Source organism: Devosia riboflavina, from assembly GCF_000743575.1.
Lineage (GTDB): Bacteria > Pseudomonadota > Alphaproteobacteria > Rhizobiales > Devosiaceae > Devosia > Devosia riboflavina.
On sequence record NZ_JQGC01000031.1, the window covers coordinates 1 to 26,801 of the forward strand.

The following is a 26,801-nucleotide window of genomic DNA, read 5'->3' on the forward strand; positions in this document are numbered from 1 at the left end:
TTCTTCGAGGATGATGGCGGCTTCTTCGCGGACGGCTTCGGCTTCGCTCAGGTTTGCCTGGAGGCGGGTATGCGCCTCCTCGAGGGCGGAGCGGCGAGAGGCGAGTTCGCCCTGGGCGCGGAGGGCGCGGTCGAGCTCGGTCTGGGCGAGAGTGATGGCGTGCTGGGCCTTGCGCCAGTCTTCGCGGCGCGCGCGTTCGGCCTGGCGGGCGAGGTCGAGGGCGGCGGTCTGGCTGTCGATGTCGCGGCGGAAGGCGTTGCGCTCGGCCTTGGCGCGCATGACTTCTTCGTCCAGTTCGGCGAGGCGATTGCGCTGCGAGAGGCGGAGGGCGGCGGCGGTCGGGGCGTCGGCAGCGGCGACAAAACCATCCCAGCGCCACATGGTGCCTTCGAGCGTGACGAGGCGCTGGCCGGGCCAGAGGGCGGGCATGAGGCCGGGACCGACGATATCGCTGACAAGGCCGATCTGGTCGAGGCGGCGTTTAAGGAGCGGCGTGCCGGTGACGTAACGCGACAGTGGCTCGGCGCCTTGTGGCAGCGGCGGATCGTCATAGCCTTCGATGGCGATGGACCAATGGAGCGGAGCGCCGGCATCCGACGAGGCATCGAGATCGTCGCCGAGCGCGGCGCCGAGGGCGGTTTCGTAGCCGGGCTCCACCTTGAGTTCATCGACAATGGCAGGCCATAGGCTGGAGCCGACATTGAGCATTTTGCCCAAGGTGGATGCTTCCGCTTCGAGGCCCGTGACCAGCGCGTCGAGTTCGGCGAGGCGCGGGCGCATTTCGTCGAGCTTTTGCTGGGCGGCTGCTGCTTCTTCCTCGGCGCTGAGGGCGGCGCTTTCGGCGATCTCGGCTTCTTCGTGGGCGGCTTCGAGCGCGTCCTGATGGCGGGCGAGGGTTTCGTCGCCGGCAATGGTTTCGGCGATTTTGGCCATGTCGGCTTCGACGGCAGCGATCTCGCGGGTCAGGCGTTCGAGGCGGAGGTCGGCATCGGCGACGGCGCGCTGGGCCTGACCTCGGCGCACGCGCATCTGGGCGAGGCGGTCACTGAGGATGCGGGATTCGGTTTCGGCTGAGGTTGCGGCAGCGCGGGCCCCTTCGGCTTCGCGGCGGGCGGCTTCGAGGCTTTCAATGGCCTGTTCTTCTTCGGCTTCGATGCGCTCTTGCTCCTCCGCATAGGCGGCAAGGCTCGCTTCGCTTTCGCTGACCAGTTCGCGTTCGCGGCTGCCGTCCTGCGAAATCTGCCTCAGGCGCTCTTCGAGTTCGGTGCGGCGCTGCTGCAGGCGGCGTGATTCTTCGCTCAATTGCTCGAAGAGGATTTTGTAGCGCTGGAGGATGGCCGAGGTGACAGCTTCGCGTTCGCGCAAGGGGGCGAGTGCGGCTTCGGCTTCTTCGACATTCTTTTGGGCCATGCGCTCGGCATGGGTGGCATCGGCCAGCTTGCGGATGAGGACGGCCTGTGCGGCTTCGCCTTCTTTTTCCGCGGCGCGGGTGGCGACCCAGCGGATGTGGAAGAGCGTCGCTTCGGCGCGGCGGATGTCGCCCGAAAGGCCGCGATAGCGGATGGCGAGGCGGGCCTGGCGTTTCAGCGTATCGAGCTGGCTGCTGATCTGGCCGATGATGTCGTCGACGCGCTCGAGATTGCTCTCGGCGGCGCGGAGGCGGAGTTCGGCCTCGTGGCGGCGCGAATGAAGGCCAGAAATGCCGGCGGCTTCTTCGAGGAGAGCGCGGCGGGCGGTTGGCTTGGCGGCGATCAGCTCGCCGATCTGGCCCTGTCGCACCATGGCGGGGGAATGGGCGCCCGTGGACGCATCGGCAAAGAGTAGCTGCACGTCGCGGGCGCGCACTTCCTTGCCATTGACGCGATAGACCGAGCCGGCCTCGCGCTCGATGCGACGGGTGACTTCCAGAATGTCGGCGGTGTTGAGGGCGGCGGGGGCGGTGCGGTCGACATTGTCGAGGACCAGCGTCACCTCGGCCGAGTTGCGGCCGGGCCGATTGCCGGAGCCGGAAAAGATGACGTCATCCATGCCGGAGGCGCGCATGGCCTTGTATGAGTTTTCACCCATGACCCAGCGCATGGCTTCGACGAGATTGGACTTGCCGCAGCCATTGGGGCCGACAATGCCGGTCAGGCCCGGCTCCATGACGAGGGTGGTCTCGTCGCAGAAGCTTTTGAAGCCGTGGAGTTTCAGGCGGGAGAACTTCATGCGCCACCCCAAGCGCCGAAGAGCACCCTCCCCCTTGCGGGGAGGGATGGGGAGGGGGGCGGGAGCCGCAACATCGAGCGGGCCAGCACCCCCTCCCAACCTCCCCCGTCAAGGGGGAGGTGCACATCGAGTTCTTGATTACTGCTGTGCAGGAGCCGGGGCCATTGCGTCGGTCGCAGGAGCCATTGCGTCAGCAGCAGGCGCCATGGCGTCGGTGGCCGGAGCCATTGCCTCAGTTGCCGGGGCAGGAGTTGCAGCTGCGTCAGCGGCGGGAGCGACGAAATCGGCGGGCACAAGCGGGTCGATCTCGGCAGCGAGCTGCTCGAGCGTCTTGTCACCGGAAAGCGTCTTGCCATTGACATAGAAGGTCGGCGTGCCCTGGAGCCCGAATTCGTTCAGCGCCTGTTCGCGCATGGCTTCCATGCCAGTGAACAGGTCCTGATTCGTCAAGGCAGCGTCAAAACTTTCCTTGGTAAAACCGAGCTGGGTCGCGATGGCAAAGATCGCATCGCGCGGGGTTTCGGAAACGCCCCATTCGCCCTGGGTCTTGAAATAGGTCGAGATGACGTTGTGGTAATTGGTCTCGCCGGCAGCTTCGGCCAGCATGAAGATGGCTGCGTCGAGCACGTTGCGCACGAAGGGGCGCAGGATGAATTTTACCTTGCCGGTATCGACATATTCGGCCTTGAAGGGCTCATAGACCGTGTTGTGGAAGGTCGCGCAGTGCGGGCAGGTCGGGGAAGCATATTCGATGACGGTGACCGGGGCGTCGGCATTGCCCAGGACCTTGTCGGCGATATTGCCGGCGGGAGCTGCCAGTTTGGCCGGATCGACGACGTCGCCTTCGGCGGCCTGGGCCCCACTGAGGCCGCAAAGGCTAAGCGCGGTGGCGCCGGCGGCAAGGATGAGGGTCTCACGGCGGTTGAACTTCACGGGTCAGGCTCCTGATTATTGTTCTGCGCGACACTACACATGGGCTTGGTGTCGGCAAGTGGGCACGATTATCACTTGGGGGTGAACGGACTATCCGCTTTGCATGTCCTGATCCCGAAACCATGAATGCTTCCGGGGGGACACGATTATCTGCCCTTTTTGTCCGACCTGCCGGAGAGCGCGAGGCCCAATGCCCGCAACGCTTCCCGCAGATCAGTATCCTCGATCTTGTCGACCGTGGCGCCGACCTTTGCGATTTCGCTCTGGCTCGGTTGCCTGTTCTTTTGCGCCTTGGCGCCTGAACCGGGGGTGAATAGCTCGGCGGAAAGGCGAACCTCGCTGACAAGGAGGTAGCCAAAATAGCGGTTGACCGCCGCGGCGATGTCATTGGCTGCATGTTGCACGAAGAGGGCCTGGCCGGGGCCGCAGCGCAGATAAAGCACGGCGCCTTCGTGGCTCTGGGCGGCGCTGCGCGGCCAGACCAGCTTGTCGGGCATGGTGGTCTGGTCATAGGGCGCGGGGGCGATGACACGCCAATGGGTGATGATATCGCGGGTGGCAAAGCCGCGCTTTTTCAAGACCGGATCAAGCGCGCCCGAAAGCACGTCAGCAACGCTGAGTGTCTTGTTCCTGCGCTTGGGTTCGGGCGGTTCCTTTTCGGCCATGGGGTGGGAGTAGCGCTGGGCGGGGTTTGGGGCAAGGGCTTCCGATGCGCGCTCATAACACCCCCACCCTCATTCCCCCCCTTGTGGGGAGGGATCAAGGGTGGGGGTATTCTTCTTGAAGCCCCCACCCCAAAAACTATATCCATCCGCCATGCCCCTCCTTGCTCCCCACCCCATCGACGCCGCTGCCGTGCTCGCCTGGTACGATCGCCATGCCCGCGATCTGCCCTGGCGTGTTTCGCCTTCTGATCGGGCGAGGGGCGTGCATGCCGATCCCTATCGGGTGTGGCTGAGCGAAGTGATGCTGCAGCAAACGACGGTGGCGGCGGTGCAAAAGTATTTTCTGCGCTTTACCCATCTTTGGCCGACTGTCTTCGACCTTGCCGCCGCCCCGCTCGATGCGGTGCTGCGCGAATGGGCTGGGCTTGGCTATTATGCCCGAGCGCGAAACCTGCACGCCTGCGCGGTAGCGGTTGTCGAGCGACATGGCGGCATCTTCCCGCAGACTTCGGAAGGTCTCCAAACCCTGCCAGGCATCGGCGCCTATACGAGCGCGGCTATTGCCGCGATCTGTTTTGACGAGCGGATTGCCGTGCTCGATGGCAATCTCGACCGGGTACTAGCGCGCTATTATGCGCTCGATGTGCCGGTGCGCGAGGCCAAGGACGAATTGCGGGCGGCATTGCAGCAAAATGTGCCGGAGCGATCAGGCGATTTTGCGCAGGCGATGATGGATCTTGGCGCGACCACCTGCGCGCCGCGGGCCGCTTGTTGCCTTATCTGTCCGTTGCAACCCGATTGCCGCGCGGCGCGCGAGGGCGAGCCGGTGTTTTATCCCATCAAGCCGGTCAAGGCCGAACGTCCGGTGCGGCGCGGCCATGCCTTTGTCATGACCGATGCGGGTGGAGACGTTTACCTGCAATCGCGGCCGGGCAAGGGGCTGCTGGGCGGCATGACGGAGGTGCCGACCTCGGACTGGGTTTCGGAGCTTTCGGAGGCGGCCTATCCCGTTGTCGGGAACTGGCGCCATCGGGGGCAGGTGGTGCACGTCTTTACCCATTTCCGGCTGGAGCTGGAAGTGTGGTCCTCGCTGGTGCCGGCGGATGGGCTGGCAAATGGCTGGTGGAGTCCGCCATCGGCGCTGAAAGGTGAGGCACTGCCGACATTGTTCAGAAAAGTCCTGGCACAGGCGGGGTTGGGGTAACCTGGTTCGAGATTCGATAGTAAGCTCAGAAGAATAACGGTGAGCTTAATTGCCGCTGACTTCCATTCACTAGTCTAGTTAGCGGAGGGCCGGCATGAGCGTATATCGGTCTGACGCTAAGTTTTGATCTTGATCGCATAGTTCGGGTGGTCAGCGAACTGAAAATAATCGGCGGGTACATCCCGAAGCCCCAAGACATCAAGGGGCCAGAGGAAACCTACCTCGAAACAAAAATCAGAGATATGAATTGGCGTTTCTGGATAAAATACGTCCGTATACTCGCAGTATCCGACAACAAAGGAACGAGTTATTCCTGCAGTGATGCTTTGGATTAGGTCGGCGTCGAACCCAATCTGATACATCGAGTAGGCTTGGCCTGCGCCAAGGGGTATTTTGCGCCGTGTTGGAGCTAAAGTTACTTCAACCCTCTCATTGAAATTTTCTGAAGGTATGTCCACTCTTTGAGTGTAAAGCGCTTGAATTACGGCAGGCGACGCGCCGCTATTACGCATGAGTGGACCAACCCAAATTGATAGCCGCCTAGAACTAGGTGAACCGTCTACTGTTTGAAGCCTCTATTTGGTCCGTCGATGCCAACGTAGGCACGTGTTTGGGCAATGCCCACGTTTCTAGTTATCGTGTTTGCCTGCAATTGTTGTTGAAGCGTCCTCCAAACGAAGTATGCACCAGCTGCCGATAGTCCTAGTTGGGCGGCTGCCACGAAAGCCATTATGGCGGCCCACTGAGCCATACTCTGTTGCGCTTGAAGGTCCGCCACTTCTCGCACGGCGGTAAGTCCGTCTCCTAGCGCGTCCCCCACACATGTTTTGTATGCGACTTCTCCAGTTTCTTTGTCACAAGCGCGAATTATCTCTCGCTGCTGCTGGACAGTGAAGCCAACCACCTGATGACCAAAATGTGCTCTCAGTTGTTGGCTGGATGCCAAATTCCAGATTCCGGCCATTAAGGCGAAGGATGCCAGTATGCCAAATATTACGACGCCAATTTTCACTCGAATCGCCCCCAGAAGCGCGTTCGATATCAAGCGGTGCCCTTATTTTCCATGTGCCGAATTTGCGAAAAGTTGAACCTGCGATCAAGTGCCCGGTCAAAGCCGCTAGAAGGCACAAACAAAAAGGCCGCCGGGGCAAACCGGCGGCCAGTTATAGAGCCTGAGTAATGATTGGAGGTCAGGATCAGGCAGAAAGCAAATCAAGTTTTTGGCGGACGCTGGCCCGCAGCACATCAATGGGCTCGGCGACGCCAAGATAGTCGTGGTGCCAGAAGGTCCACCCGTTGCATGCCTCGGCGCCCTGGACCAAAGCGCCAACCCTATGGATCGACCCCTGGTGCGGACCCGAGACGAGCGAGCCGTCTGCACGAACCATTGCGGAATAACGTTTCGTTAAGTCGAAAAGTTGCGCGCCGGGTTCGATAAGCCCCTGTTCGACCAGCGAACCGAAGGGAATGCGCGTTTCCTTGCGCTTGGGCGTGACCGATTGCAGCGCATCGAAGACCGCGGGGCGGATCGAGGCGATGCGGTTGCGGGCCGCGGCGACATAGGTGTCTTCGCGCTCGATGCCGATGAAGTGGCGGCCGAGCTTTCTCGCGACGGCTCCGGTGGTGCCGGTGCCGAAGAAGGGGTCGAGCACGATATCGCCAGGCTTGGTCGTGGCGTTGAGGATGCGGAAGAGCAGGGCTTCCGGCTTTTGGGTCGGGTGGACCTTGCCGTCGTCCTCGTCCTTGAGGCGCTCCGAGCCGGTGCAGATGGGGAAGAGCCAATCGCTCCGCATCTGCGTATCGTCATTGGCGAGCTTCATGGCCTCATAATTGAAGGTCACGCGGCTCTTCTGGCTTTTGGAAGCCCAGATAAGAGTTTCGTGCGCATTGGTGAACCGTGTGCCACGAAAGTTCGGCATCGGGTTGGCCTTGCGCCAGATGACGTCGTTGAGCATCCAGAAATCGAGATCCTGGAGCGCCGTGCCGACGCGGAAGATATTGTGATAGGAGCCGATGACCCAGATGGCGCCATCGGGTTTTAGCACCCGGCGGGCAGCTTTCAGCCAGCCGCGGGTGAACGCGTCATAGTGGGCGAACGAATCGAACTTGTCCCAATCGTCGTCGACCGCATCGACCTTGGACTGGTCGGGGCGGGTAAGGCCTTGTTCCAGCTGCAGGTTATAGGGTGGGTCGGCGAAGATGAGATCGACGGAGCCGGCCGGCAAGGCATTCATGTGGTCGATGCAATCGCCCACGAGAATGGTGTCGATCGGAAGGCGGGAAGCCTCCTCCGCATCGGCCGACTGGGCCGTACGCGCGGTACGCAACATGCAACTATCCCTAACGCAGTACTAACCATGCCTTTGTACTTCGTCAGGGTTAATGGAGCGTTTGTAAGGGGTTAGCGAGGGGTTAACCCTCGATTGTGACGGTCGTCTTTTGCATAAGAAGCGCGGCCACCGGGGCGAAGGCCGAGCGGTGGTGGCGGCTGGGGCCGTGGAGGTTGAGGGCTTTGAGGTGGGCCGCGGTGCCATAGCCCTTGTGGCCGGCAAAGCCGAAATTTGGGGCGTCGCAATCCATGATTGCGCACATGCGGTCGCGCATGACCTTTGCGACGATGGAGGCTGCGGCGATGGAGACGCTGCGGCCATCGCCGCCGATCAGGGCAATGCCGGGGCAGGGGAGGCCGGGCGGGATATCGCGACCGTCGATCAGCACGCAGTCGGCCGTGCAGGGCAGGGCGCGGACGGCACGGGCCATGGCGGCGAGAGTGGCGCCGCGGATGTTGAGATCGAGAATGTCTGAGGGAGGGGCGCTGACGATGGCGACATCGGCGACGGCGAGGATTTCGTCAAAAAGTTCGGCGCGGCGTTCGGGCGTCAGCTTCTTGGAATCGTTGAGGCCTTCGGGGATGCGATTGGGATCTAGGCGCACGGCGGAGACGACGACGGGGCCGGCGAGGGGGCCGCGGCCGGCTTCGTCGACGCCCACGACGCAGCGGGCGCCGCGGTCATAGGCCATCTGTTCGTGGCTGAAATCGGGGAAGTCGGCTTCGGGCGCGAAGAGTTCGGCCGATGATTCGACTGTGACGGTGACCTTGCGCGGCATCAGCGGGCTCGGCCGAAGCCGGCCTCCATGGCGGCGCGATCGGCGGCGAAGAAGTGGTGGCCGATGCGATTGGTCTCGCCGACGAAATCGGTGAGGGCCTTGCTGCTGGCCATGGGGGCGGAAATGTCGCCGAGGATCACGAGGCGCATCGAATAGTTCTGGAGTTTCTGGATGAAGTGCCCGGCGAGTTTGTTGCTGAGGACGAAAAAGTCGGGGTCGAGGCGTGCAACCGGAATGGCAACGGCGTCGACTTCGAGGCCGTAAGTGGCGCCGATGACGTCGAGCGCGTCCTGCTCGGAGGCGAGCAGCGGCCCGGTCTCGTCGAGCAGCATCACATTGAGGCCATTTATCTTCTCGGTCGCCAAGCCTGTTGTCCTCTGGTCATCTTTCTGGGGTCACTGATATAAGAGTCTGGCCGGGGGGCAAAGACGAGAGTGTTTTAATGCGCGCTTGTGCCCGCCTTGTTGCCCTGTTGCTGCTCACAATTCCGGCAGCGGCCGAACCCTTTCATCATTCTTATGGCGAATGGCGCGAATATTTTCGCGACTGGCTGGCGGCCTGTCCCGACACCATCGTCGAGGATTCTCCCGACTATTATGGCTATTCTTGCTTTGCGAGTACCGGCAGCGCGGCAGTAAACAGCGCCAGCCTGCCGGTCTACAAGCTGACGCTGATCCGCAATCGACTCGATGGGGATATCGACGTGGCCATCACCGTGGCGGCGGATGAGGGCTCTTATGATGAGAGCCGGCCGATGCGGTTGCTGTTTGCCGGCGATGGGCCGATGATGCTGGCCATGGGCGAGGAGCTGGAAACACGCTTCAACGTCACCAACCAGTATTTTGTGGCTGATGCCGACCTTGAGGCGCAGTTGATCGAGCGGATGAAGGAGCGGGCATCGCTCAAACTCATCGTGCCGATGACGGGTGCGGAGCAGCCGGCCGATACCTGGCTATCGCTGCAGGGCGTCATGGCTTCGCTCGATTTCATGTCGGCCAATGCGCGCAAGGTAAAACAATACTAGGGGCGCATGGCGAACCAGGCGTCGGCTGCCTCTATCATCGCGGCCATGCCCTCGGCGTTCTCATGTTCCTCGGCGATTTCCCAGAGGCGGTGAATGTCGGTGAGGAGGGTGATGCGGGCGCGGTCGAGTTCGCGGCCGGTGTGCTGTTCGTAGCTGGCGATGATGCGCTCAGTGAGGTCGGGCGAGGTCAGGTTGGAATAGATGAATTCCTGGTGCAGCGGACCGAAGCCGGAATCGCCGAAATCGAAGACGCCGCCGAAGCGGTTTTGCGCGGGATCATAGGCCATGTTCCAGCCGTGGCCGTCAAAGAGCCCATAGGTGACGCCATGGGGATCGGGACCGAGACTGGCAAGCTTTTCGAGCGCTTTGTCGGCCCAGTGTGCGAGGGCGGGCGGTAGGTGGGGTTCGATGCGTTGGCGGATCGTCTCGGCATCGAGCCATTCCTGCACCGGACCGGCGCCGGCATTGGCGAGGAGATCGGAATTGATGGCGTGGAGATGGGCATAGAACTGGCCGAGGCGCTCGCCGATCTCGGCGCGCATGCTTTCAGGAACCTTGGCATAGGCGGCGGGATCGAGGGCGCGGCCGGGCAGTTTGGCGTGAATGGTGTGGGTGACCGGGATGTCGTGGAGGTCCATCTGAGGGACAGGCATCAGGACGCGCGGGGCGATGACGGAGAGCAGCAGCACTTCGCGACGGAGCGATTGTTCGGCCACCTCGTGGCGCGGGAATTTTATGATGTAGCGGTTGTCCACATCGAGGGCGACGCTGTCCCAGCCGTCGGCGAGAATGGTGAAGCGGGCACCGGCAAACTGCGGGTGACCGGCGACGGTCAGTTCGCGCAGCCGTTCCAATGACATGTGGACGGGGATTTCCGGCACAATTTGCCTCGTTGACGACGGGTTGGTCTTGGTGTGCTTTCCCCGGCGATCATCTAGGGATTGCTCATGACTCTCAAGCCTGGCGCCGGACTGCTCTTTGATATCGATGGAACGCTGGTCGAGAGCGATCCGCTGCATCTCGAAGCGTTTAATCGTGCCTTTGCGCCCTATGGCCACCATTTTGACCGCGAGCGCTTTGGGCGGGAATTGCAGGGGCTCGCCAATGAGGCGATCGGCGCGCAGTTTCTGCCGCATGAAACGCCGGAGCGGCAATGGGAAATCATGATGGAAAAGGAGGCCCTGTTCCGCTCGCTGGCGGCGGAGGGCGTCGAGCCGGTGCATGGGCTTTTTGCGCTGCTCGATTGGGCGGATGCCATTGGCTTGCCCGCGGTGGCGGTCACTAATGCGCCGCGGGACAATGCGGAGCAATTGCTTGATAGCATCGGGGCGCGGCACCGGTTCAAGGGGCTGGTGATCGGAGACGAGCTTGAATTCGGCAAGCCGCATCCGCTGCCCTATCTGGAGGGGCTGCGGATTCTCGGGGCTGATTCTCAGAACTGCGTGGCGTTCGAGGATTCGCGGACGGGGCTGAAGTCGGCGACTTCGGCGGGGATCGCGACGATCGGGATGGCGACGGGATTGGAGCTGGCGCAACTGCTGGAGGCGGGCGCGACGCTGGCGGCAAGGGATTACACGGATCCGCACATGTTGGCGTTTATTGCCGAGCGCGTTGGGGCGAGCGAGGCGTTGGGCGCCTGATCGTCGTTATTGCGGGGTTGGTCCCGGCAATCCACTTTCGCGGTGGCATGGACCACCGGGACAAGCCCGGTGGTGACGATGGAGGGGAGAGGGTTGGTCCCAACCGCTTCTCAGCCACCGGCTGTCATCCCGGCGAAGGCCGGGATCCATCTTGAGATCTCTGGATGGGCCCCGGCCTTCGCCGGGGTGACAATCGAGAGTGAATGCGTGTCAGAGCGATGGGAAGAGCCTAGAACAAGCTCATCTGCTTGCTCTCCAGCGTTGGTGGCACGAAGAGGTCGGTGCGGAGGCCCGGCAGTTTCGTGTCGAGGCCATAGCGTTCGCGAGCCTTGTCAAAGCGCTGACGGAGGAGCGTCGCATAGGGGCCTTCGCCGGTCATTCTCGTGCCGAAGCGGGAGTCATAATCCCGCCCCCCGCGAGTGTCGCGGACGAGGGCGAGGACGTGACGGACGCGATCCGGGAAATGGCGCAGGAGCCATTCGCGAAATACGTCGCGGACTTCGCCGGGGAGGCGGAGGAGGATCATCGAGGCGGCGAGGGCGCCCTGGGCTTTACCGGCATCAAGGATGCGTTCGAGTTCCATGTCGTTGATGGCCGGGATCATCGGCGAGGCAAAAATGGCGGTGGGTACGCCCGCCTCGCTGAGGGCGCGGATGGCTTCGAGGCGTCTTGCGGGCGAGGAGGCGCGAGGCTCCATCTTGCGGCTCAGCTTGTGATCCATGGAAGTCACCGAAATGGCGACCTTGGCAAGACCGAGCTTTGCCAATTCGGTGAGCAGGTCGAGATCGCGAAGAATCAGCGCCGATTTGGTGGTGATCATCACCGGATGGCGGGTTTCGAGCATGACTTCCAGAATGCCGCGGGTGAGCTGGTGCTTGCGCTCGGAGGGCTGATAGGGGTCGGTATTGGTGCCCATGGCAATGGGTTTGGGGCGATAGGACTTTGCGCCCAGTTCGTTGCGCAGGGCTTCGACGGCATTGGTCTTGACGTAGATTTCGCGCTCGAAATCGACACCGGCGGAATGGCCGAGATAGGCGTGGGTCGGGCGGGCATAGCAATAGGAACAGCCGTGCTCGCAGCCGCGATAGGCATTGATCGAGCGCTCGAAACCGATATCGGGGCTGTCATTGGTGGTGATGATGCTCTTGGCGCGCTCGGCATGTTCCACCGTTTCGGTCATGGGCAGGGCTTCGACGACGCCCCAGCCATCATCGAAATTTTCGCGTGCATGCGTCTCGAAGCGCCCGGTGTGGTTCGACTGGGCGCCGCGGCCGCGGATGCGGTCGGAATTGAGCAGTTCGCGCCGCGCGAGATCAGCGTCGCGGCTCTGGCTGAGACGTTCGAGGGCTTCGAAGCTGGGGGCCTGATAAAGGGCCATGGCATATCTCCTGCTGTCTCCGCCGCGATCTGGAATCGACCTCGTCGGCACGTTCCAAATCTAGCAATCGAATGAGAACACAACAAGAACGATGTTCGAATTTTGTTCTCAAATTTTTGTCGTGCATTGCAGCCTTGCGCGGATTGGGACTGGACGGAGCGGCGCCGTGCGCCTACGAAGGCTGCCCCCGAAAATGGGGCGCATTAGTTAAGCATAATATTTAGCATTGACCGCCAATCCCTCCGGGGATTAGTTAAGCGCGGTCTGAACTGATGGCTGCTGACAGGCCTTGTCGCAGAGAAATTGGAAAGCGCTGTCGAACTCAGGCGATGCCATGCGTCGCACGGGTGTCACGCGCTTTAGTGAGGGTATGGACATGACGACAGACACAGCAACATTCGACGCGCTCCCCCAAAGCGCTCCCCATCATCCTGACAATGCGGCGCGCAACCGGTTGGTCATCGGGCTTCTGCTCGTGTCCACCTTTGTGGTGTTCCTCAACGAAACCATCATGAGCGTGGCCATCCCGCACCTGATGACCGATCTCGGCGTGACGGCGAGCCTCGCGCAATGGCTGACTACTGCCTTTCTGCTGACCATGGCTGTCGTGATCCCGATCACCGGCTTCCTGTTGCAGCGCCTCAATACGCGGCCGATCTTCATGGTCGCCATGTCGGTCTTCGCGGCCGGCACGCTGATCTGCGCGGTTTCCCCTGGCATTGAGCTTCTTATTGTTGGCCGCGTGGTGCAGGCCGTCGGTACGGCCATCATGATGCCGCTGCTGATGACCACCGTGATGTCGCTGGTGCCGCCGGAAGGCCGCGGCAAGGTCATGGGCAATATCTCCATCGTCATGTCGGTGGCTCCGGCCATCGGCCCGACGATTGGTGGTTTCATCCTGGCCCATTTCGACTGGCGCTTCATGTTCTATTTCACCCTGCCCATCGCCATCCTGGCGCTGGTGCTGGGCGCCAGCCGCATCCGCAATGTTTCGACCCCGCGCTATGCGCCGCTCGACGTGCTCTCGGTAATTCTCTCGGCCTTTGCCTTTGGCGGTCTCGTCTATGGTCTTTCGAGCCTGGGCGAAGGTGCGGAGCATGGTTCGGCCATTCCGGCATGGGCGCCGATTGCCGTGGGTCTCGTTTCCATGGCGGTTTTCGTCTGGCGCCAGTTTGGCCTCCAGAACGATGACAAGGCGCTGCTCGACCTGCGCACGCTGCAGCACAAGAACTATACCTTTGCCCTGATCACCATGGCGGTTGCCATGGTGGCGCTGCTCGGTAGCTCGATCCTGCTGCCGATCTATACGCAGAAGGTTTTGGGACTCGATACCCTGCAGACCGGCATGCTGCTGCTGCCGGGTGGCTTGCTCATGGGTGTGCTGGGCCCGGTTGTCGGTCGGCTCTATGACCGTGTTGGTCCGAAGCCCTTGCTGGTGCCGGGTGTCATTGCGGTTTCGGCCGTGATGTGGGCGCTGACGCTGGTCAGCCAGCATACCCCGGTCTGGGCCGTGGTTGCCGGGCACATCGTGCTCAGCGTGGGCCTGGCGTTCACCTTCACCCCGCTCTTCACCTCGTCGATGAGCTCGGTGCCGCCAAAGTTCTACTCGCATGCCAGCGCCATTCTGGGCTCTGTGCAGCAGGTGGCCGGTGCGGCTGGTATCGCGCTCTTTGTGGCGGTGATGAGCCTCCAGACGGCGGCAGGTGCTGCGGCAGGCCTCGATGCGGTGGATGCATTGGCAGCGGGTATTCGCGGCGGGTTCCTCTGCGGCGCCATCGTGTCGCTGCTGATGATCGTTGCGGCCTTCTTCGTGAAGCGGCCGGAAGGCGGTCACGGCGGCCCGGCAATGGGTCACTGATAGGAATGAGAAAAGGCCGGGCGATTGCCCGGCCTTTTTGTTTGGCTGTGCACGCCCAACCACTCGGTGTCATCCCCGCGAAAGCGGGGATCTCGGTTCTGAAACAGAGGTTCCCGCTTTCGCGGGAATGACACGGTGGGGAGGAGAGTTCTAGGCAAACAGCTTGCCCAGGAACTTTGCCGCTTCACCAACGCCTTCTGCGGATACCGAGTGGCCAAGGCCTGGTTGGATGAAGCTGCTCACAGCGACCCCATGGGGCGAGAGTTTTGCTTCGGCGTTTGTGACCTCCGCGACGGGCATCATGTGATCTTCGGTGCCGTGTATCAGCAGTAGTTTTGAGCCCTTCACCGGCTCTAGTGGCTCGGGCGATGCCAGGCGGCCGGAGAAGGCGACGACGCCGGCGACGGGCCAGCGGCCCGAGGCAATGGCGTCGAGGGCCATGATGGAGCCTTGGGAAAAGCCGACCAGCGCGACTCGATCGAGGCGACCGGCAAAGCCTTCGCGGCCGATGATATCCGAGAGGATGGCATCGAAGGCCGGCCGTGCCGCGGCGACGCGGGCGGGGCGGTTTTCGGTGGTGACGCCGGTGACGCAGAACCACTGGTGGCCGGCGTTGAAGCGGCCGGGGCCATCGGGGCTGACGAACTTTGTGTTCGGCAGCGCAGGGGCGAGGGCCGAAGCGAGGCCACCAATATCGGCGCCGGAACTGCCGACGCCGTGGAGGAGAATGACGAGGCTGTCGCTCATGCAGCCACCTCATAAAGTCCCGGGATATTCGGGCCGCGGGGGACGATGCCGTTGGGATTGAGCGACTTGATGGAATAGTAGCCGCGCTTGATGTGGTCGATGTTTACGGTCTCGCGGATGCCGGGAATGTCGAGCAAGCGCAGCATATAGGCCTGCAGGTTCTGGTAGTCGGCGATACGCTTCAAATTGGTCTTGAAGAGGCCGTGATAGGCGGCGTCGAACCGGACTAGGGTCACGAAGGCGCGGATGTCGGTTTCGGTCAGCGCGTCGCCGAAGAGGAATTTCTTGCCTTCGAGGCGGGCTTCGAGCGCGTCGAGGGCCGCGAAGACATCGGCATAGGCTTCGTCATAGGCGAGCTGGGTAGTCGCGAAACCGGCGCGATAGACTCCGTTGTTGAGGCGCGGATAGATGTAGTCGTTGAGCGCGTCGATCTCCGGGCGGAGGGCTTCGGGATAGAGGTCGTATTCGGATGAGGCGAGGTCGCCAAAGCCGGAATTGAGCATGCGCAGGATATCGGCGCTCTCATTGTTGACGATGGTGTTTTGCTTTTTGTCCCACAGCACCGGCACGGTAGCGCGGCCGCTGACGGTCGGGTCGGCCGCGGTATAGATTTCGTGCATATAGGTCGCGCCATTGATCGGGTCGGGCGTTGCAAAGCGCCAGCCTTCGTCGGTCAGTTCGGGTTCGACGACGGACATGGAGATGACGTCGTTGAGACCTTTCAGGGTGCGGCCGATTATGGTGCGGGAGGCCCAGGGGCAGATCAGGGCGACATAGAGGTGATAGCGGCCGGCTTCGGCCTTGAAGCCAGCTTCACCGGTCGGGCCGGCGCTGCCGTCGGGTGTGATCCAGTTGCGGAAGGACGAGGTCTGGCGCACGAAGCCGCCCTTGGCGTCGATGCCCTGCACTGGTTGCCAGTTGGCAGTCCACTTTCCGTTGACGAGCATTTCAGGCCTCCTTGGTGCTGAGCGTGAGGGCGAGGCCCCACGGGTCGGTGAGCGTGTCGGTGCCGGCACGCGCGGTGATGGCGTCGCGCTGTGCGGCGGTATCGAGAATGAGTTCGAAGCCGACGAGGCCAGTGGTTTTCGGATCGATCGGGCCGGCGCCGCGGCTCGACCAGACATTGGTCGCGAGCTGATGGTGATAGCCGCCGGCACCGTAGAAGGTGGCGCCGGGATAGTGGCAGGTGATGTCGGTGCCGAGCACGCCGGAATAGAAGGGCTGGGCGGTGGAGAGGTCGCCCACCTGCAGGTGCATGTGGCCGACGATCATGCCGGCGGGGGCGCCGGACCAGGTGCTGGTCGCGTCGAAATTGAGGAGGCCGTCGATGTCGAGCGGGTCCGAGGCCATCTGGATGAGGCCATTGTCGTTCGGCCAATCGGTGCGCGGACGATCGCCATAAACCTCGATGCCATTGCCTTCGGGGTCGTTGAGATAAAAGGCCTCGCTGACGAGGTGGTCCGAAGCGCCGCCGACGCCGATGCGCTCCTTGGCGACATAACGCAGCCAGGCGGCGAGATCGGTGCGGGTGGGCATCAGGAAGGCGGTGTGGAAGAGGCCGGCCGAGCGCGGATTGCGCTGGGTGAAATCGCCGCCGCGCAGTTCGAGCAGCGCGGTCTTGCCGACGCCGAGGCGCAGGGTTGAGCCGTCGCGGTCGATCACTTCGAGACCGAGAAGGTGGCGATAATAGTCGGAAACCGTGTCTACCTGGCGCACATTGAGCGTCACCAGGCCGATCTGCATGGGGGCCGTAGCGGACATGGGCAAAGATTCCTTGGCGCGGACTGCCCGCGCTCTCTGCCCATTCAAATGCGCTTTATGGTCGGTTCCGTAAAGCGAACGGTGCCGAACGTGTTGTTCGGGAAAACGATAAGATCAGCGCTCGTCGAGGCGTGGCATCAGCTCGACGAAATTGCACGGCTTGTGCCGGTAATCCAGCTGCTGGGTTAAAATGCCTTCCCAGGCATCGCGGCAGGCGCCGCGCGAACCGGGGAGGCAGAAGACGAAGGTTGTGCCGATGAGACCGGCTGTGGCGCGCGACTGGATCGAGCTCGTACCGACGGTGGAGGACGAGTATTGGTGGAAGAGCACGGAAAAGCCCTCCATGCGCTTGTCGAAGAGGGGCTCGACGGCTTCGGGGGTGACGTCGCGGCCCGAAAAGCCGGTGCCGCCGGTCGTCAGGATCACGTCGACCTTGGGATTGGCGACATAGGACTGGACGGCGGCACGGATGAGCTGGATGTCGTCGCGAACGACCTGGCGCTCGAAGCAGGTGTGGCCATCGGCTTCGAGCAGGGATTTTAGGAGCGCGCCGCCGGTATCGGTTTCGAGCGTGCGCGTATCGGAAACGGCGATGACTGCGATGGAGAGGGGCTTGAAGGCCCGATCCTCAAACCGTTCCGTCTTGAACACGCTTTGGCTCCGTGGTTTCGATCAGCTCTTCGGGGACGTCGGGCTCGTGGCGCACGATCACTTCGTCCTCGGCATCACTATCAGCCCGCGGATCGAGCACAATAGATTCGGGTGTCACTTGCCGGTCCATGGGTTGGAACGGCGCGCGCTCGGCGGCGTCGCGGCTCTTGCGGACACGCATGCGCATGAAGGCAAAGCCGGCGACCGCGGCGTGGAAAATGGCGGTGATGATGAAAAGCGCCATGGGGGCGATGTTGCTCATCAGCACCGAGGCGATGGCAGGGCCGATGGCAAGGCCGACGCCGAGAATGAGCAGCATGCCGCCGGCGATCTTGGCGAAATCGCCATCCCGGGCGAAGTCGTTCGCATGGGCCACGGCGATCGGATAGAGCGGGTTGGCGGCAAGGCCATAGAGGCCAAAGAGCAGATACATCAGCCAGCCGGCGCTGGGATTGATGAGGACGATGAGGAGGCCGACGACGGCGGAGCCGGCGGCAAGGCCGATCATGACCTGGCGGCGGTCGATGCGGTCAGAGAGACGGCCGAAGGGGATTTGCGCGACGGCGCCGGCAATGGCGGAAATGGCAAAGAGGAGGGCGATGCCGGATGCGTCGAGCCCCTGTTCATAGCCATAGACCGGGGCCAGCGTGCCGAAGGAGCCATTGGCCATGCCGCAGCAGAAGGCGGCGACGGCGGCAACAGGCGAGGTTTTTATGAGAAGCCGCAGGTCGAGCTTGGCTGAGGCGAGGGGTCGCGGCTGCGGGCTCGAGGTGAGGGCCGTCGGCAGCAGGGCGCAAATGAAGCTGATGGCGCCGATGACGAACGGCAGGTAACCGGCCGTGCCGGTGATCGACATGGCCATCTGGCCGACGGTCGATGCGGCGAGGTTGATGGTCACATAGATCGAAAAAATCGTGCCGCGGCTCTTGTTGTCGGCGACTTCGTTGAGCCAGCTTTCAACGATCATGGCGGCGCCGGCAAAGCAGAAGCCGGACAGGGCGCGGAGCACGATCCAGCCGATATCGTTGATCCAGAGGAGATTGAGGAGGATCGTGATGGTGCCGATGGCGGCCATGACCGAATAGGCGCGGATGTGGCCGACCTTTCGCACGATCATGGGGACCGTGATGGAGCCGGCGACGAAGCCAACGGACCAGCCGGTGCCAATAAGGCCGAGGGCGAGGAGGGAAAACTCTTCCTCCGCGCCACGCACCGAGAGCAGGAGGCCTTGCAGGCCACCTCCGAACATCAACAGGGCCGAGCCGAGGAACAGGGCATAGATTTTGATGACGGAAGCCATGGCGCTCTGAGAATAAAGGCTGCGAAACGTTGCAAATCACCGAAAGGTGACCATAGCGCGACATGACAGAAGCGATAGGGCGGAAATGGGGAGGCGGGGGAAAAAGTTGGGTGGGCGTTCGTGGGGGGCGCCCCACCCCTCCTCCCCCATCAAGGGGGAGGTGTCGGATCGAGTTTTTGGGCGCGATCTAGCCAAAACCACAGTGTCATCCCCGCGAAAGCGGAGACCTCCGTTTCCAAACAGGGGTTCCCGCTTTCGCGGGAATGACACTGTGGATGGGGGGCATCTCGTACGGCAGCCAACCGCCAAAAAGCTCAAACTATCCCCAGACTTTCCATCTTCATCTTCAAACTCAGCAAATCCGCCCATGCCTGCTGCTTCGCGGCCGGATTGCGCAGGAGATAGGCCGGGTGGAGCGTGGGCAACGCGTCGACCTGGTGGGTGCCAATCGCCACGTCTTGCCAGCGGCCGCGCATCTTGATGATGCCGGCGGTGGTTTTGAAGACTGTCTGCATGGCGGGGCCGCCCAAGGTCATGACGAGCTTGGGCGCCACCAGTTCAACCTGGCGGTTGAGGAAGGGTAGGCACAGTTCCATCTCTTCGGGCGTCGGAGTGCGATTGCCGGGCGGGCGCCACGGGACGGTGTTGACGATGTAGACCTTTGAACGGTCAAGGCCGATGGCGCCGAGCATGCGGTCGAGCAATTGGCCGGAGCGGCCGACGAAGGGTTTGCCCTGGCGGTCCTCTTCGGCGCCGGGAGCTTCGCCGATCAGCATGATTTTCGCTTCGGGATTGCCGTCGGCAAAGACGAGCTGGGTGGCGCGGAATTTGAGGCTACAGCCATCATAGGCGTCGAGAATTTTTTGCAGTTCGTCGAGCGTACTGGCGGAGGCAGCGAGTTTTCGCGCTTCCGATGGATCGCCGGTAATGGCGGCGGTCGCGGGCTGTGGCGGTTGGGCTGGCGCAGCGGCGGCCTGACGCAAGGCCTGAGCCGAGGAGGGCGCGGGAGCGGGCTGGGCGAAGCGGTCGACGGGATCCTCGCCAACGGCAAGATCCACGCCGGCGGCACGATACCAGTCCAGCACGGCAAGCAGTTCGGCCTTGTTGAGTTCTCGACCTTGAGACATAGGGCCCGTTATGTCACACCGCATTCGAGGCGACCAGTCGCCTGCCGACGTTGAGGGTTGGACTATGGCCGAAGCTGGCAATCGAGAGACAATTTCGACCGACATTCTTGTTGTCGGTGCCGGTCCTTCGGGCCTTGCAGCGGCTATTCGCCTGAAACAGCGCCATCCGGAACTGAGCGTCACAGTGGTGGAAAAGTCAGCCGAGATCGGCGGGCATATTCTGTCGGGCGCGGTGATGGACCCCAAGGGGCTTGATGCGTTGCTGCCGGATTGGCGGCTCAAGGGGGCGCCGGTTGGGCCCGATGTGACGCATGACACGTTTCACTATCTGACCAAAAAGGGCGACTTCGCGCTGCTGCATTTGCTGGTGCCGCCGCAATTGAAAACGCCGGGTGCGGTGATCGTCAGCCTTGGGCGGCTGGTGCAGTGGCTAGGTGAACAGGCCGCGGAACTCGGCGTCGATATTTTCCCGATGACGGCGGCGGTGGACGTGTTGCGTACGGGCGACGGGCCGGTGCGCGGGGTTATCACTGGCGATCTCGGGCGGGATGCCGAGGGTAATCCGAAATCGGGCTTTGCCGAGGGCATTGCGCTCGAAGCCAAATATACGCTGATTGCCGAGGGCGCGCGCGGATCCCTGGCGAAGCAAATCATCGGCGACTTCGAGCTTGGCCGCGAGCCGCAGAAATATGGCCTTGGTATCAAGGAAATCTGGGAGATTCCGGCCGAGAAGCACCATGCCGGGCAGGTTGACCACTACCTCGGTTTCCCGCTCGACAATTCGACGGCCGGCGGCGGCTTTGTCTACCACGCCGAGGACAGGAAGCTCTATGTCGGGCTGGTCACCTATCTCGACTATGCCGATCCGACGCTGTCGCCCTTCGATGAATTCCAGCGTTTTAAGGCGCATCCTTCGGTGGCCAAAATGCTCGAAGGCGGGATGCGCGTGAGCTATGGCGCCCGCGCGGTGACGGCGGGTGGCTGGCAGTCGGTTCCGAGCTTGGCCTTCCCCGGTGGCGGGCTGATCGGCTGTTCGGCCGGGTTCATGAATGCGCCGCGGCTGAAGGCGATCCACAATGCCATTCTTTCGGGCATTGGCGCGGCGGACGCGGTGGGCGCTGCCGTTGTTGCCGGGCGGCAGCATGATCTGGTCGAGGATTTTGCCCAGAGCGTGCTGCGCACCGGCATTGAGAAGGAATTGAAGGGTGTTGCCAATGCCAAGCCGCTCTGGTCGCGGCTGGGCACGATCATCGGCTCGCTCGCCATTGGCGCGGACCTGTGGTTTTCGGCCATTGTCGGACGCTCGCTGCTGAACATGCGCTCGCATGGCGCGCCGGATTTCGCGAAGTTGAAGAAGCGGGCAGAGGTGAATGGAAAAACCTATGCACGGCCAGATGGCAAGCTGACCTTTGATCGTGCTTCCTCGGTTTTTCTCGCCAATCTGGCGCATGACGAGGATCAGCCGGTTCACCTGAAGCTGAAGGACCCCACGGTGCCCGTGCGGCAGAACTTGCCGCTTTATGGTGAGCCGGCGCCGCTTTACTGTCCGGCAGGGGTCTATGAAATGGCCAGCGAAAACGGCGAGCCGGTGTTCCGCATCCATGCGGCCAACTGCGTCCATTGCAAGACCTGCGATATCAAGGACCCCGCGCAGAACATCACCTGGGTGCCACCTGAGGGTGGCAGCGGGCCCAATTACAGCGGAATGTGACCGGCCATAAGCCGCGCGGCCTTGCGGCGCAGTCGTAAAACGGACAATCTTTGCGACCACAGCGTGCCGGCAGCGGCATATGGAGAATTCTGCACGTGACCTTGCTTTCGAACCGACTGGCCCGGCCCATTCTGGCGACGATCCTCGCACTGGCCCTGGTGCCTGCGGCTTCGGCCCAGAGCAGCGCTTCGAACCTGCTCGACATGTTGCAACTGTTCCGCCCCAGCGCGACCGGCTCTTATCTCGCCGGACGCCAGGCCCTCGAGGAATTGCGGACCGACGAGGCCGCCCGCTATTTCAACGAAGCGGCGCAGGGCGATTGGGACAATCCGGTGCTGGTCGAGCGTTCCTTCATTGCCTTTGCCGCCAATGGCCAGATCGGGCAATCGGCCCAGGTCGCCAAGCGGCTCATGGAACTCGTGGGCCAGAACGAGCTTGCCGAACTGGTCGTTGCCACCGAGGCGCTCAAGGAGCGCCGCTATGGTGCGGCCGGCAGCGCGCTTGAAACCATCGGGCAGGACACCTTTACCGGTATTACCGCGGGCATTTTGCGCGCCTGGGCGCTGGTGGGCGAAAAGAAGTATGACGAGGCGGACGCCATCCTCACCAAGCTCGGCGATACCGGCCTTGAAGATTTCCTGGTGTTCCACCGCGCTCTGATGGCTGAAGTTGCCGGCGAGAAGGAGAAGGCGCTGGAGCTTGCCGCCCAGGCCTTTGAGAACGAGCCCTATGTGGCGCGCATGGTCGAAGTCTATTCGCGCATGCTGGCTAATGAAGGTCGCTTCGATGAGGCGGCCGAGGTGATCGCCAGCTTCGAGGACCAGGGCCTGACCCATCCGCTGGTGACTGTGGTCAAGGAGGCGGTTGAGGCTAAGCGCCGTCCGGGCGTTTTCGCCACCAATGTGCAGCTTGGCGCGGCCGAAATGTTCCATGGCATTGGCGTTGCCTTGTCGCGCGATGGCAGCAAGGACCTGGCGCTGGTCTTCCTGCGCCTCGGCCATTATCTCGACCCCAATGCCGATGTGATCGGCTTGGCCGCGGGCCTGCTGCTCGACTCCGAAGGTCAGCACGATGCCGCCAATGAGATTTACGATGCGGTGGCTTCGTCTTCGCCGATGAAGCCGACGGCGGTTGTGCGCGTGGCGCAAAACCTCGATGCCATGGGCGATCGCGCCGAGGCGCTGCGCCGGCTGCGCAATATTGTGGCGACACGCCCCGGCGATCTCGACGCCGTTTCGGTGCTGGGTGACCTCTTGCGCTACGACGAGCAATATGAGGATGCCGCGGACGCCTATACCAAGGCGCTGGAGATTACCGGTGGCGAGTCGCCGGCCGATTGGCGCTTCTATTATGTCCGCGGCATTGCCAATGAGCGTGCCAAGCACTGGCCGCAGGCTGAGGCCGACTTCCTCAAGGCGCTCGACCTCAATCCGGATCAGCCCTCGGTTCTCAATTATCTCGGCTATTCCTGGATCGATATGGACCTCAATCTCGACGAGGCGCTCGGCATGATCGAGAAGGCTGTCGAGGCGCAGCCGCAGGATGGCTATGTCGTCGATTCGCTCGGCTGGGCCTTCTACAAGCTTGGCCGCATCGACGAGGCGGTCGAGACGCTGGAACGCGCCGTGATGCTGCGGCCCAATGATGCCGAGATCAACGATCACCTCGGCGATGCCTATTGGAAGGCCGGGCGTCGGCTCGAAGCCCAGTTCCAGTGGAAGGTCGCTAAGTCGGTGGACGAGGTCGGCAATGTGGCCGAACGCGTCGGCCCGAAACTTGTCGATGGCCTGACGCCCGCAACCGCGACGGAATAGTCCGCCAGCATGACGGAAACTTTTGTCGAGGCAGCGCCGGCCAAGATCAATCTGGCGCTGCATGTCACGCGTCGGCGCGACGACGGCTATCACGACCTCGAAAGCCTGATCGTTTTCGCCGATGTGGCGGACGAGCTGGAGGCTGTCGAGGCGACGGCCGATAGTCTCGAAATTTCCGGGCCTTTTGCTGCGGCGCTGGGGACGGGCGGCACCAATCTCGTGATGCGGGCGCTGGGGGCGTTTCGTCAGCGCTGGCCGGGCCGTGTGCCCGATGGCCTTGCCATGCATCTCGTAAAGCGCCTGCCGGTTGCGGCGGGGATTGGCGGCGGCTCGGCCGACGCGGCGGCGGCTTTGCGTATTCTGGTGCGCATGGCGCGTGAGCCGGTGCCGTTTGGCGAACTGGCCGATCTGGCAGCAACGCTTGGCGCCGATGTGCCCGCTTGCCTCCTGAGCCGGCCGCTGGTGGCGCGGGGCGTGGGGGAGATTCTTGCGCCCCTATCGGATTTTCCCACTACGCATATCGTGCTGGTCAATCCGCTGGTGCCGGTGGCGACGGCGGACGTGTTCCGGCGTCTGCGCGCCCACGACAATTATCCGCTGCCAGCTTTGCCCGAACCGCTGACGCGGCCGGCGCAACTGGGGCTGTGGCTTGCCGAAACGCGCAATGACCTGCAGCCGCCCGCTGTAAAGCTGGTGCCGGAGATCGGCTTTATCGTCGATGATCTGGCCGAGACGCAGGGTTGCATCCTGTCGCGCATGTCGGGGTCGGGCGCGACGGTTTTTGGGCTCTTCGGATCAGAGGGGCAGGCGCATCAGGCTGCGCAGGTCATGCGCGAGCGCAATCCCGATCATTGGGTCGCTGCGGCGTCGCTGATCGTGCCGTGAAAATTACGAAGCGCGGCTGACGCTGTGCAGCACGACTTCGCCGAGTAGCGTCTTCATTTCGCTGTCCGGTAGACCGGCAAGCGCTTCGACGGCGGCATCGGCATGGGCCCGGGCTTTTTCCAGCGTGCGCGCCAGCGTGTTGTGGCGATTGAAGATTGCGACCACCTGGCTGACTTCGAGCTCGGACGCATCGACCTTGCCGAGGGCGCCGGCGATGATGGCGCGTTCGGCCTCGCTGCCTTCGGCGAGAGCGAGGATGACCGGCAGGGTCATCTTGCCTTCGCGAAGGTCGTCGCCGACATTCTTGCCCAAAGCACCAGACTGCCCACCATAATCGAGCGCATCGTCGACGAGTTGGAAGGCATTGCCCAGTTCAAGGCCATATTGGGCGAGGGCCGCGCGACCGGCCGCGTCGGCGCCACCGGACATGGCACCCACTTCGCAGGCGGCCTTGAAGAGCACGGCGGTCTTGGCGCGGATCACTTCGGCATAGTCGGCTTCGGTGGTGGTGAGGTCGCCGGTCTTGGCGAGCTGGAAGACTTCGCCTTCCGCCATGACGGCAGAGGCGGCCGATAGCACGCCGAGCGCCTGGATGTCGCCGGTTTCGACCATCATCATGAAGGCCTGGCCAAGCAGAAAATCGCCGACAAGGATGGAAGCCTTGTTGCCCCAGACCATGCGGGCGGCCGGCTTGCCGCGGCGCATGTCGCTCTCGTCGACGACATCGTCGTGCAAGAGGGTGGCATTGTGCATGAATTCGACGGCGGCGGCGAAATTGACCTCGTTGCCTTTGCCCTTGCCGAAGAGCAGCGCGGCCGCGACGGTCAGCATGGGCCTGAGGCGCTTACCGCCGCTCTCGATGAGATAGCGGGCAAGTTCGGGGACCATGTCGACATGCGATTCCGCACGGCTCAGGATCAGGCTATTGACCTTGGCCATGTCGTCGGCGGTCGCTGCAAGCAGCTTGTCGACCGGATTGCCTGTCGGCGCGTTTTTCTTTTGGGTCAGAACTGAGACCGCCATTACCGTCCTCGTTTGCCGCCGGCGGCAAATCGGTTGAGCCCGCCATATCAGCGCATGTAAACTCGCGCAGAACCAGCTTTCAGGGTGCGATGTCCCTAGACCAGCCGACTGACTTTGTAAAACACCAAACCACAACGCGCGATGCCTTTTTGGCAGGCCGGATCACTCTGTCGCAACCCCGCAACGGCTTTCGCGCCGGGTTTGACAGCGTGCTGCTCGGCGCGGCGGTGCGGGCGGGCACGGAGGGCCTGCTGGACCTCGGTGCCGGTGTGGGTACGGCGGGGCTCGTGGCACTGGCAATGGAGCGGGCGCGACACGCCACGCTGGTCGAGCGGCACGGGGAGACGGCGGCGCTGGCGCACGACAATGTTGCGAGCAATGGTTTTGTCGGGCGGGCCGAGGTGTTGGTGCTCGATATTCTCGCGCCGGGCTCGGTGCGCAACGCTGCAGGGCTCAGGGCCAACCATTTCCAAACCGTGATCGCTAACCCCCCGTTTTTCGAGGCGGGGCAGGGGACGCTGGCGCCGGAGACGAGCCGGGCCGACGCGCGGCATATGGCGCAGGAAGGGCTCGATGCCTGGGTAAAATGCGCTGCAGGTTGCGCTGCCGGGGGCGGGGAGCTGATCGTCGTTTATCCAGCGCAGGGGCTAACTGCGCTGCTAAACGCCATGACCGCGCGATTCGGCGCCATTACGGTCTTGCCGATCTCGCCGCGGGCAGGGCAGGCGGCGACGCGGATTCTGGTGCGCGGCATCAAGGGCTCGCGCGCGCCGCTGACCTTGCTGGCGGGCCGGGCGCTGCATGGCGAAAGCGGGCGCGATTTTATGCCCGAATTCGATGCCATTTTTCGCGGGGTTGCGGCGCTCGACTGGTAATCCGCGGCCGCCATGCCTAAATCACTGAAAAATCATGGAGGGGACATGGCTGGAACACCTGCACGCAAACCGAACTGGTTCGTACGTCTCGTTCGCCGTCCCACCACCATTCCGGTCGTGCGCCTTCATGGCGTCATCGCTGCCGAACTGCGGCCGGGGCGCCTCAATATCGAATCCGTCGAACCGCTTCTCAAGCGCGCCTTCGACATGCGGTCGGCGCCGGCCGTCGCCGTTGTCGTTAATTCGCCCGGCGGCTCTCCGGTGCAGAGCCGGTTGATTTCCAATCGCATTCGGCAATTGGCCGACGAAACCGGAAAGCCGGTGCTGGTCTTCGTGGAAGATGCAGCGGCCTCGGGCGGCTATTTCATTGCCGTAGCGGGCGACGAGATCATCGTCGATCCCTCGTCCATTGTCGGTTCCATCGGCGTCATTATGGCGACCTTCGGTTTCGTCGGGGCGCTCGAAAAGCTCGGTGTCGAGCGGCGCGTGCACACGGCGGGGCGCAACAAATCGACGCTCGATCCCTTCCTGCCGGAAAAGGCCGAGGACGTCGAACGCATCAAGCGCTTTGAGCTCGATATCCATCAGGTCTTCATCGACCATGTGAAGCACCATCGCACCGGCAGGCTCAAGGCGGAAGACGATGTGCTCTTCACCGGCGAATGGTGGCCGGGCCTGCGCGGGGTCGAACTGGGGCTGGTGGACAGTATCGGCGAACTGCATTCGACGCTGCGCGAGCGCTATGGCCGCGATATTGTGCTCAAACCCATTGCGGCGAAACGGCCGTTCTTTGCGCTGCCGCGTCTCGGCTTTTCGGCCCGAGGCATGGTAGACGAGGTATCGACCACTATCGATGATCGCGCGCTCTGGGCGCGCCTGGGCCTTTAGA

General features: G+C 62.8%; 25 protein-coding genes. 9 read left to right on the top strand and 16 right to left on the bottom strand.

Going from position 1 to position 26,801, the window contains the following annotated elements:
- The 3 genes from JP75_RS22235 to JP75_RS22245 all read right to left on the bottom strand — a co-directional run.
- Positions 1–2,208 (bottom strand): chromosome segregation SMC family protein (locus JP75_RS22235; RefSeq protein WP_035087039.1); only part of this gene is annotated, 2,208 nt, incomplete at its 3' end.
- 138 nt (positions 2,209–2,346) lie between these two features.
- On the bottom strand, positions 2,347–3,141 hold the full coding sequence (locus JP75_RS22240; RefSeq protein ID WP_051961186.1) for a DsbA family protein: 795 nt from the start codon (positions 3,139–3,141) through the stop codon (positions 2,347–2,349).
- Between the two features lie 146 nt (positions 3,142–3,287).
- A complete protein-coding gene (locus tag JP75_RS22245) occupies positions 3,288–3,806 on the bottom strand; it encodes a DUF721 domain-containing protein (protein ID WP_051961188.1) in 519 nt (172 codons plus the stop codon).
- 151 nt (positions 3,807–3,957) lie between these two features.
- Between JP75_RS22245 and JP75_RS22250 the strand changes: the two genes are divergently transcribed.
- Positions 3,958–5,010, top strand: coding sequence for an A/G-specific adenine glycosylase (locus tag JP75_RS22250; protein WP_051961191.1), 1,053 nt, complete (start codon positions 3,958–3,960; stop codon positions 5,008–5,010).
- A gap of 116 nt (positions 5,011–5,126) precedes the next feature.
- Here JP75_RS22250 and JP75_RS26370 read toward each other — a convergent pair whose 3' ends face one another.
- The 4 genes from JP75_RS26370 to JP75_RS22275 form a co-directional block, all read right to left on the bottom strand.
- On the bottom strand, positions 5,127–5,522 hold the full coding sequence (locus tag JP75_RS26370) for a hypothetical protein (protein ID WP_152565952.1): 396 nt from the start codon (positions 5,520–5,522) through the stop codon (positions 5,127–5,129).
- Positions 5,523–6,206: 684 nt separating this feature from the next.
- Entirely contained in the window at positions 6,207–7,340 is a 1,134-nt protein-coding gene (locus JP75_RS22265; RefSeq protein ID WP_035087042.1) for a site-specific DNA-methyltransferase, read from the bottom strand.
- A gap of 82 nt (positions 7,341–7,422) precedes the next feature.
- Complete coding sequence (locus tag JP75_RS22270; RefSeq protein ID WP_084587874.1) at positions 7,423–8,118, bottom strand: ribonuclease HII; 696 nt, start codon at positions 8,116–8,118, stop codon at positions 7,423–7,425.
- Positions 8,118–8,483 carry a DUF4180 domain-containing protein gene (locus JP75_RS22275; RefSeq protein WP_035087044.1) on the bottom strand — a complete coding sequence of 122 codons (366 nt, stop codon included), beginning with the start codon at positions 8,481–8,483 and terminating at the stop codon, positions 8,118–8,120. Before JP75_RS22275 ends, JP75_RS22270 begins: the two co-directional genes overlap by 1 nt.
- A gap of 77 nt (positions 8,484–8,560) precedes the next feature.
- Between JP75_RS22275 and JP75_RS22280 the strand changes: the two genes are divergently transcribed.
- A complete protein-coding gene (locus JP75_RS22280) occupies positions 8,561–9,142 on the top strand; it encodes a hypothetical protein (RefSeq protein ID WP_035087045.1) in 582 nt (193 codons plus the stop codon).
- Here JP75_RS22280 and JP75_RS26055 read toward each other — a convergent pair.
- Complete coding sequence (locus JP75_RS26055; RefSeq protein WP_035087046.1) at positions 9,139–10,002, bottom strand: phosphotransferase family protein; 864 nt, start codon at positions 10,000–10,002, stop codon at positions 9,139–9,141. The two genes, JP75_RS22280 and JP75_RS26055, sit on opposite strands and share 4 nt — an antisense overlap.
- A gap of 87 nt (positions 10,003–10,089) precedes the next feature.
- Between JP75_RS26055 and JP75_RS22290 the strand changes: the two genes are divergently transcribed.
- Complete coding sequence (locus JP75_RS22290) at positions 10,090–10,782, top strand: HAD family hydrolase (protein WP_035087047.1); 693 nt, start codon at positions 10,090–10,092, stop codon at positions 10,780–10,782.
- 229 nt (positions 10,783–11,011) lie between these two features.
- On the opposite strand, the gene JP75_RS22295 is transcribed toward JP75_RS22290, so the two are convergent.
- The gene (locus JP75_RS22295; protein ID WP_035087049.1) at positions 11,012–12,160 is read right to left on the bottom strand and encodes a PA0069 family radical SAM protein; all 1,149 of its coding nucleotides are present in this window, start codon (positions 12,158–12,160) and stop codon (positions 11,012–11,014) included.
- Between the two features lie 376 nt (positions 12,161–12,536).
- On the opposite strand from JP75_RS22295, the gene JP75_RS22300 reads away from it, so the two are divergent.
- Positions 12,537–14,018: an MDR family MFS transporter gene (locus JP75_RS22300; protein WP_035087107.1), complete on the top strand. Its 1,482-nt coding sequence runs from the start codon at positions 12,537–12,539 to the stop codon at positions 14,016–14,018.
- A gap of 150 nt (positions 14,019–14,168) precedes the next feature.
- On the opposite strand, the gene JP75_RS22305 is transcribed toward JP75_RS22300, so the two are convergent.
- The 6 genes from JP75_RS22305 to JP75_RS22330 all read right to left on the bottom strand — a co-directional run bounded on the left by JP75_RS22305 (position 14,169) and on the right by JP75_RS22330 (position 19,604).
- Positions 14,169–14,765 carry an alpha/beta hydrolase gene (locus JP75_RS22305; RefSeq protein ID WP_035087051.1) on the bottom strand — a complete coding sequence of 199 codons (597 nt, stop codon included), beginning with the start codon at positions 14,763–14,765 and terminating at the stop codon, positions 14,169–14,171.
- Entirely contained in the window at positions 14,762–15,712 is a 951-nt protein-coding gene (locus JP75_RS22310) for a glutathione S-transferase family protein (RefSeq protein WP_035087053.1), read from the bottom strand. The genes JP75_RS22305 and JP75_RS22310 overlap by 4 nt, the downstream gene beginning before the upstream one ends.
- Before the next feature lies 1 nt (position 15,713).
- Positions 15,714–16,526: a VOC family protein gene (locus JP75_RS22315; protein ID WP_035087055.1), complete on the bottom strand. Its 813-nt coding sequence runs from the start codon at positions 16,524–16,526 to the stop codon at positions 15,714–15,716.
- A gap of 114 nt (positions 16,527–16,640) precedes the next feature.
- Entirely contained in the window at positions 16,641–17,177 is a 537-nt protein-coding gene (gene moaB, locus JP75_RS22320; protein WP_035087057.1) for a molybdenum cofactor biosynthesis protein B, read from the bottom strand.
- Positions 17,155–18,477, bottom strand: coding sequence for an MFS transporter (locus tag JP75_RS22325; protein WP_035087060.1), 1,323 nt, complete (start codon positions 18,475–18,477; stop codon positions 17,155–17,157). Before JP75_RS22325 ends, moaB begins: the two co-directional genes overlap by 23 nt.
- A gap of 314 nt (positions 18,478–18,791) precedes the next feature.
- Positions 18,792–19,604 carry a uracil-DNA glycosylase gene (locus JP75_RS22330; RefSeq protein ID WP_035087063.1) on the bottom strand — a complete coding sequence of 271 codons (813 nt, stop codon included), beginning with the start codon at positions 19,602–19,604 and terminating at the stop codon, positions 18,792–18,794.
- A gap of 10 nt (positions 19,605–19,614) precedes the next feature.
- On the opposite strand from JP75_RS22330, the gene JP75_RS22335 reads away from it, so the two are divergent.
- From JP75_RS22335 to JP75_RS22345, 3 genes are all read left to right on the top strand, one after another.
- Positions 19,615–21,315, top strand: coding sequence for an electron transfer flavoprotein-ubiquinone oxidoreductase (locus JP75_RS22335; protein ID WP_341872296.1), 1,701 nt, complete (start codon positions 19,615–19,617; stop codon positions 21,313–21,315).
- Positions 21,316–21,410: 95 nt separating this feature from the next.
- Entirely contained in the window at positions 21,411–23,129 is a 1,719-nt protein-coding gene (locus JP75_RS22340) for a tetratricopeptide repeat protein (RefSeq protein WP_051961194.1), read from the top strand.
- Between the two features lie 9 nt (positions 23,130–23,138).
- Positions 23,139–24,014 (top strand): 4-(cytidine 5'-diphospho)-2-C-methyl-D-erythritol kinase, encoded by an 876-nt coding sequence (locus JP75_RS22345; RefSeq protein WP_035087067.1) that lies wholly within the window; start codon positions 23,139–23,141, stop codon positions 24,012–24,014.
- A gap of 3 nt (positions 24,015–24,017) precedes the next feature.
- Here JP75_RS22345 and JP75_RS22350 read toward each other — a convergent pair whose 3' ends face one another.
- Positions 24,018–25,037: a polyprenyl synthetase family protein gene (locus JP75_RS22350; RefSeq protein ID WP_035087068.1), complete on the bottom strand. Its 1,020-nt coding sequence runs from the start codon at positions 25,035–25,037 to the stop codon at positions 24,018–24,020.
- A gap of 89 nt (positions 25,038–25,126) precedes the next feature.
- Here JP75_RS22350 and JP75_RS22355 point away from each other — a divergent pair, with 89 nt between their 5' ends.
- Both JP75_RS22355 and JP75_RS22360 read left to right on the top strand, forming a co-directional pair.
- Complete coding sequence (locus JP75_RS22355) at positions 25,127–25,912, top strand: tRNA1(Val) (adenine(37)-N6)-methyltransferase (protein ID WP_051961199.1); 786 nt, start codon at positions 25,127–25,129, stop codon at positions 25,910–25,912.
- Positions 25,913–25,957: 45 nt separating this feature from the next.
- On the top strand, positions 25,958–26,800 hold the full coding sequence (locus tag JP75_RS22360) for a S49 family peptidase (protein WP_035087070.1): 843 nt from the start codon (positions 25,958–25,960) through the stop codon (positions 26,798–26,800).
- Position 26,801 lies beyond the last annotated feature (1 nt).

Excerpts from the sequence above, each read along its gene's own strand:
- JP75_RS22245 (WP_051961188.1), bottom strand. The coding sequence starts at position 3,806 with ATGGCCGAAAAGGAACCGCCCGAACCCAAGCGCAGGAACAAGACACTC.
- JP75_RS22250 (WP_051961191.1), top strand. The coding sequence starts at position 3,958 with ATGCCCCTCCTTGCTCCCCACCCCATCGACGCCGCTGCCGTGCTCGCC.
- JP75_RS26370 (WP_152565952.1), bottom strand. The coding sequence starts at position 5,522 with ATGCGTAATAGCGGCGCGTCGCCTGCCGTAATTCAAGCGCTTTACACT.
- JP75_RS22265 (WP_035087042.1), bottom strand. The coding sequence starts at position 7,340 with ATGTTGCGTACCGCGCGTACGGCCCAGTCGGCCGATGCGGAGGAGGCT.
- JP75_RS22270 (WP_084587874.1), bottom strand. The coding sequence starts at position 8,118 with ATGCCGCGCAAGGTCACCGTCACAGTCGAATCATCGGCCGAACTCTTC.
- JP75_RS22280 (WP_035087045.1), top strand. The coding sequence starts at position 8,561 with ATGCGCGCTTGTGCCCGCCTTGTTGCCCTGTTGCTGCTCACAATTCCG.
- JP75_RS26055 (WP_035087046.1), bottom strand. The coding sequence starts at position 10,002 with ATGTCATTGGAACGGCTGCGCGAACTGACCGTCGCCGGTCACCCGCAG.
- JP75_RS22290 (WP_035087047.1), top strand. The coding sequence starts at position 10,090 with ATGACTCTCAAGCCTGGCGCCGGACTGCTCTTTGATATCGATGGAACG.
- JP75_RS22295 (WP_035087049.1), bottom strand. The coding sequence starts at position 12,160 with ATGGCCCTTTATCAGGCCCCCAGCTTCGAAGCCCTCGAACGTCTCAGC.
- JP75_RS22300 (WP_035087107.1), top strand. The coding sequence starts at position 12,537 with ATGACGACAGACACAGCAACATTCGACGCGCTCCCCCAAAGCGCTCCC.
- JP75_RS22305 (WP_035087051.1), bottom strand. The coding sequence starts at position 14,765 with ATGAGCGACAGCCTCGTCATTCTCCTCCACGGCGTCGGCAGTTCCGGC.
- JP75_RS22310 (WP_035087053.1), bottom strand. The coding sequence starts at position 15,712 with ATGCTCGTCAACGGAAAGTGGACTGCCAACTGGCAACCAGTGCAGGGC.
- JP75_RS22315 (WP_035087055.1), bottom strand. The coding sequence starts at position 16,526 with ATGTCCGCTACGGCCCCCATGCAGATCGGCCTGGTGACGCTCAATGTG.
- JP75_RS22325 (WP_035087060.1), bottom strand. The coding sequence starts at position 18,477 with ATGGCTTCCGTCATCAAAATCTATGCCCTGTTCCTCGGCTCGGCCCTG.
- JP75_RS22330 (WP_035087063.1), bottom strand. The coding sequence starts at position 19,604 with ATGTCTCAAGGTCGAGAACTCAACAAGGCCGAACTGCTTGCCGTGCTG.
- JP75_RS22335 (WP_341872296.1), top strand. The coding sequence starts at position 19,615 with ATGTCACACCGCATTCGAGGCGACCAGTCGCCTGCCGACGTTGAGGGT.
- JP75_RS22345 (WP_035087067.1), top strand. The coding sequence starts at position 23,139 with ATGACGGAAACTTTTGTCGAGGCAGCGCCGGCCAAGATCAATCTGGCG.
- JP75_RS22350 (WP_035087068.1), bottom strand. The coding sequence starts at position 25,037 with ATGGCGGTCTCAGTTCTGACCCAAAAGAAAAACGCGCCGACAGGCAAT.
- JP75_RS22355 (WP_051961199.1), top strand. The coding sequence starts at position 25,127 with ATGTCCCTAGACCAGCCGACTGACTTTGTAAAACACCAAACCACAACG.
- JP75_RS22360 (WP_035087070.1), top strand. The coding sequence starts at position 25,958 with ATGGCTGGAACACCTGCACGCAAACCGAACTGGTTCGTACGTCTCGTT.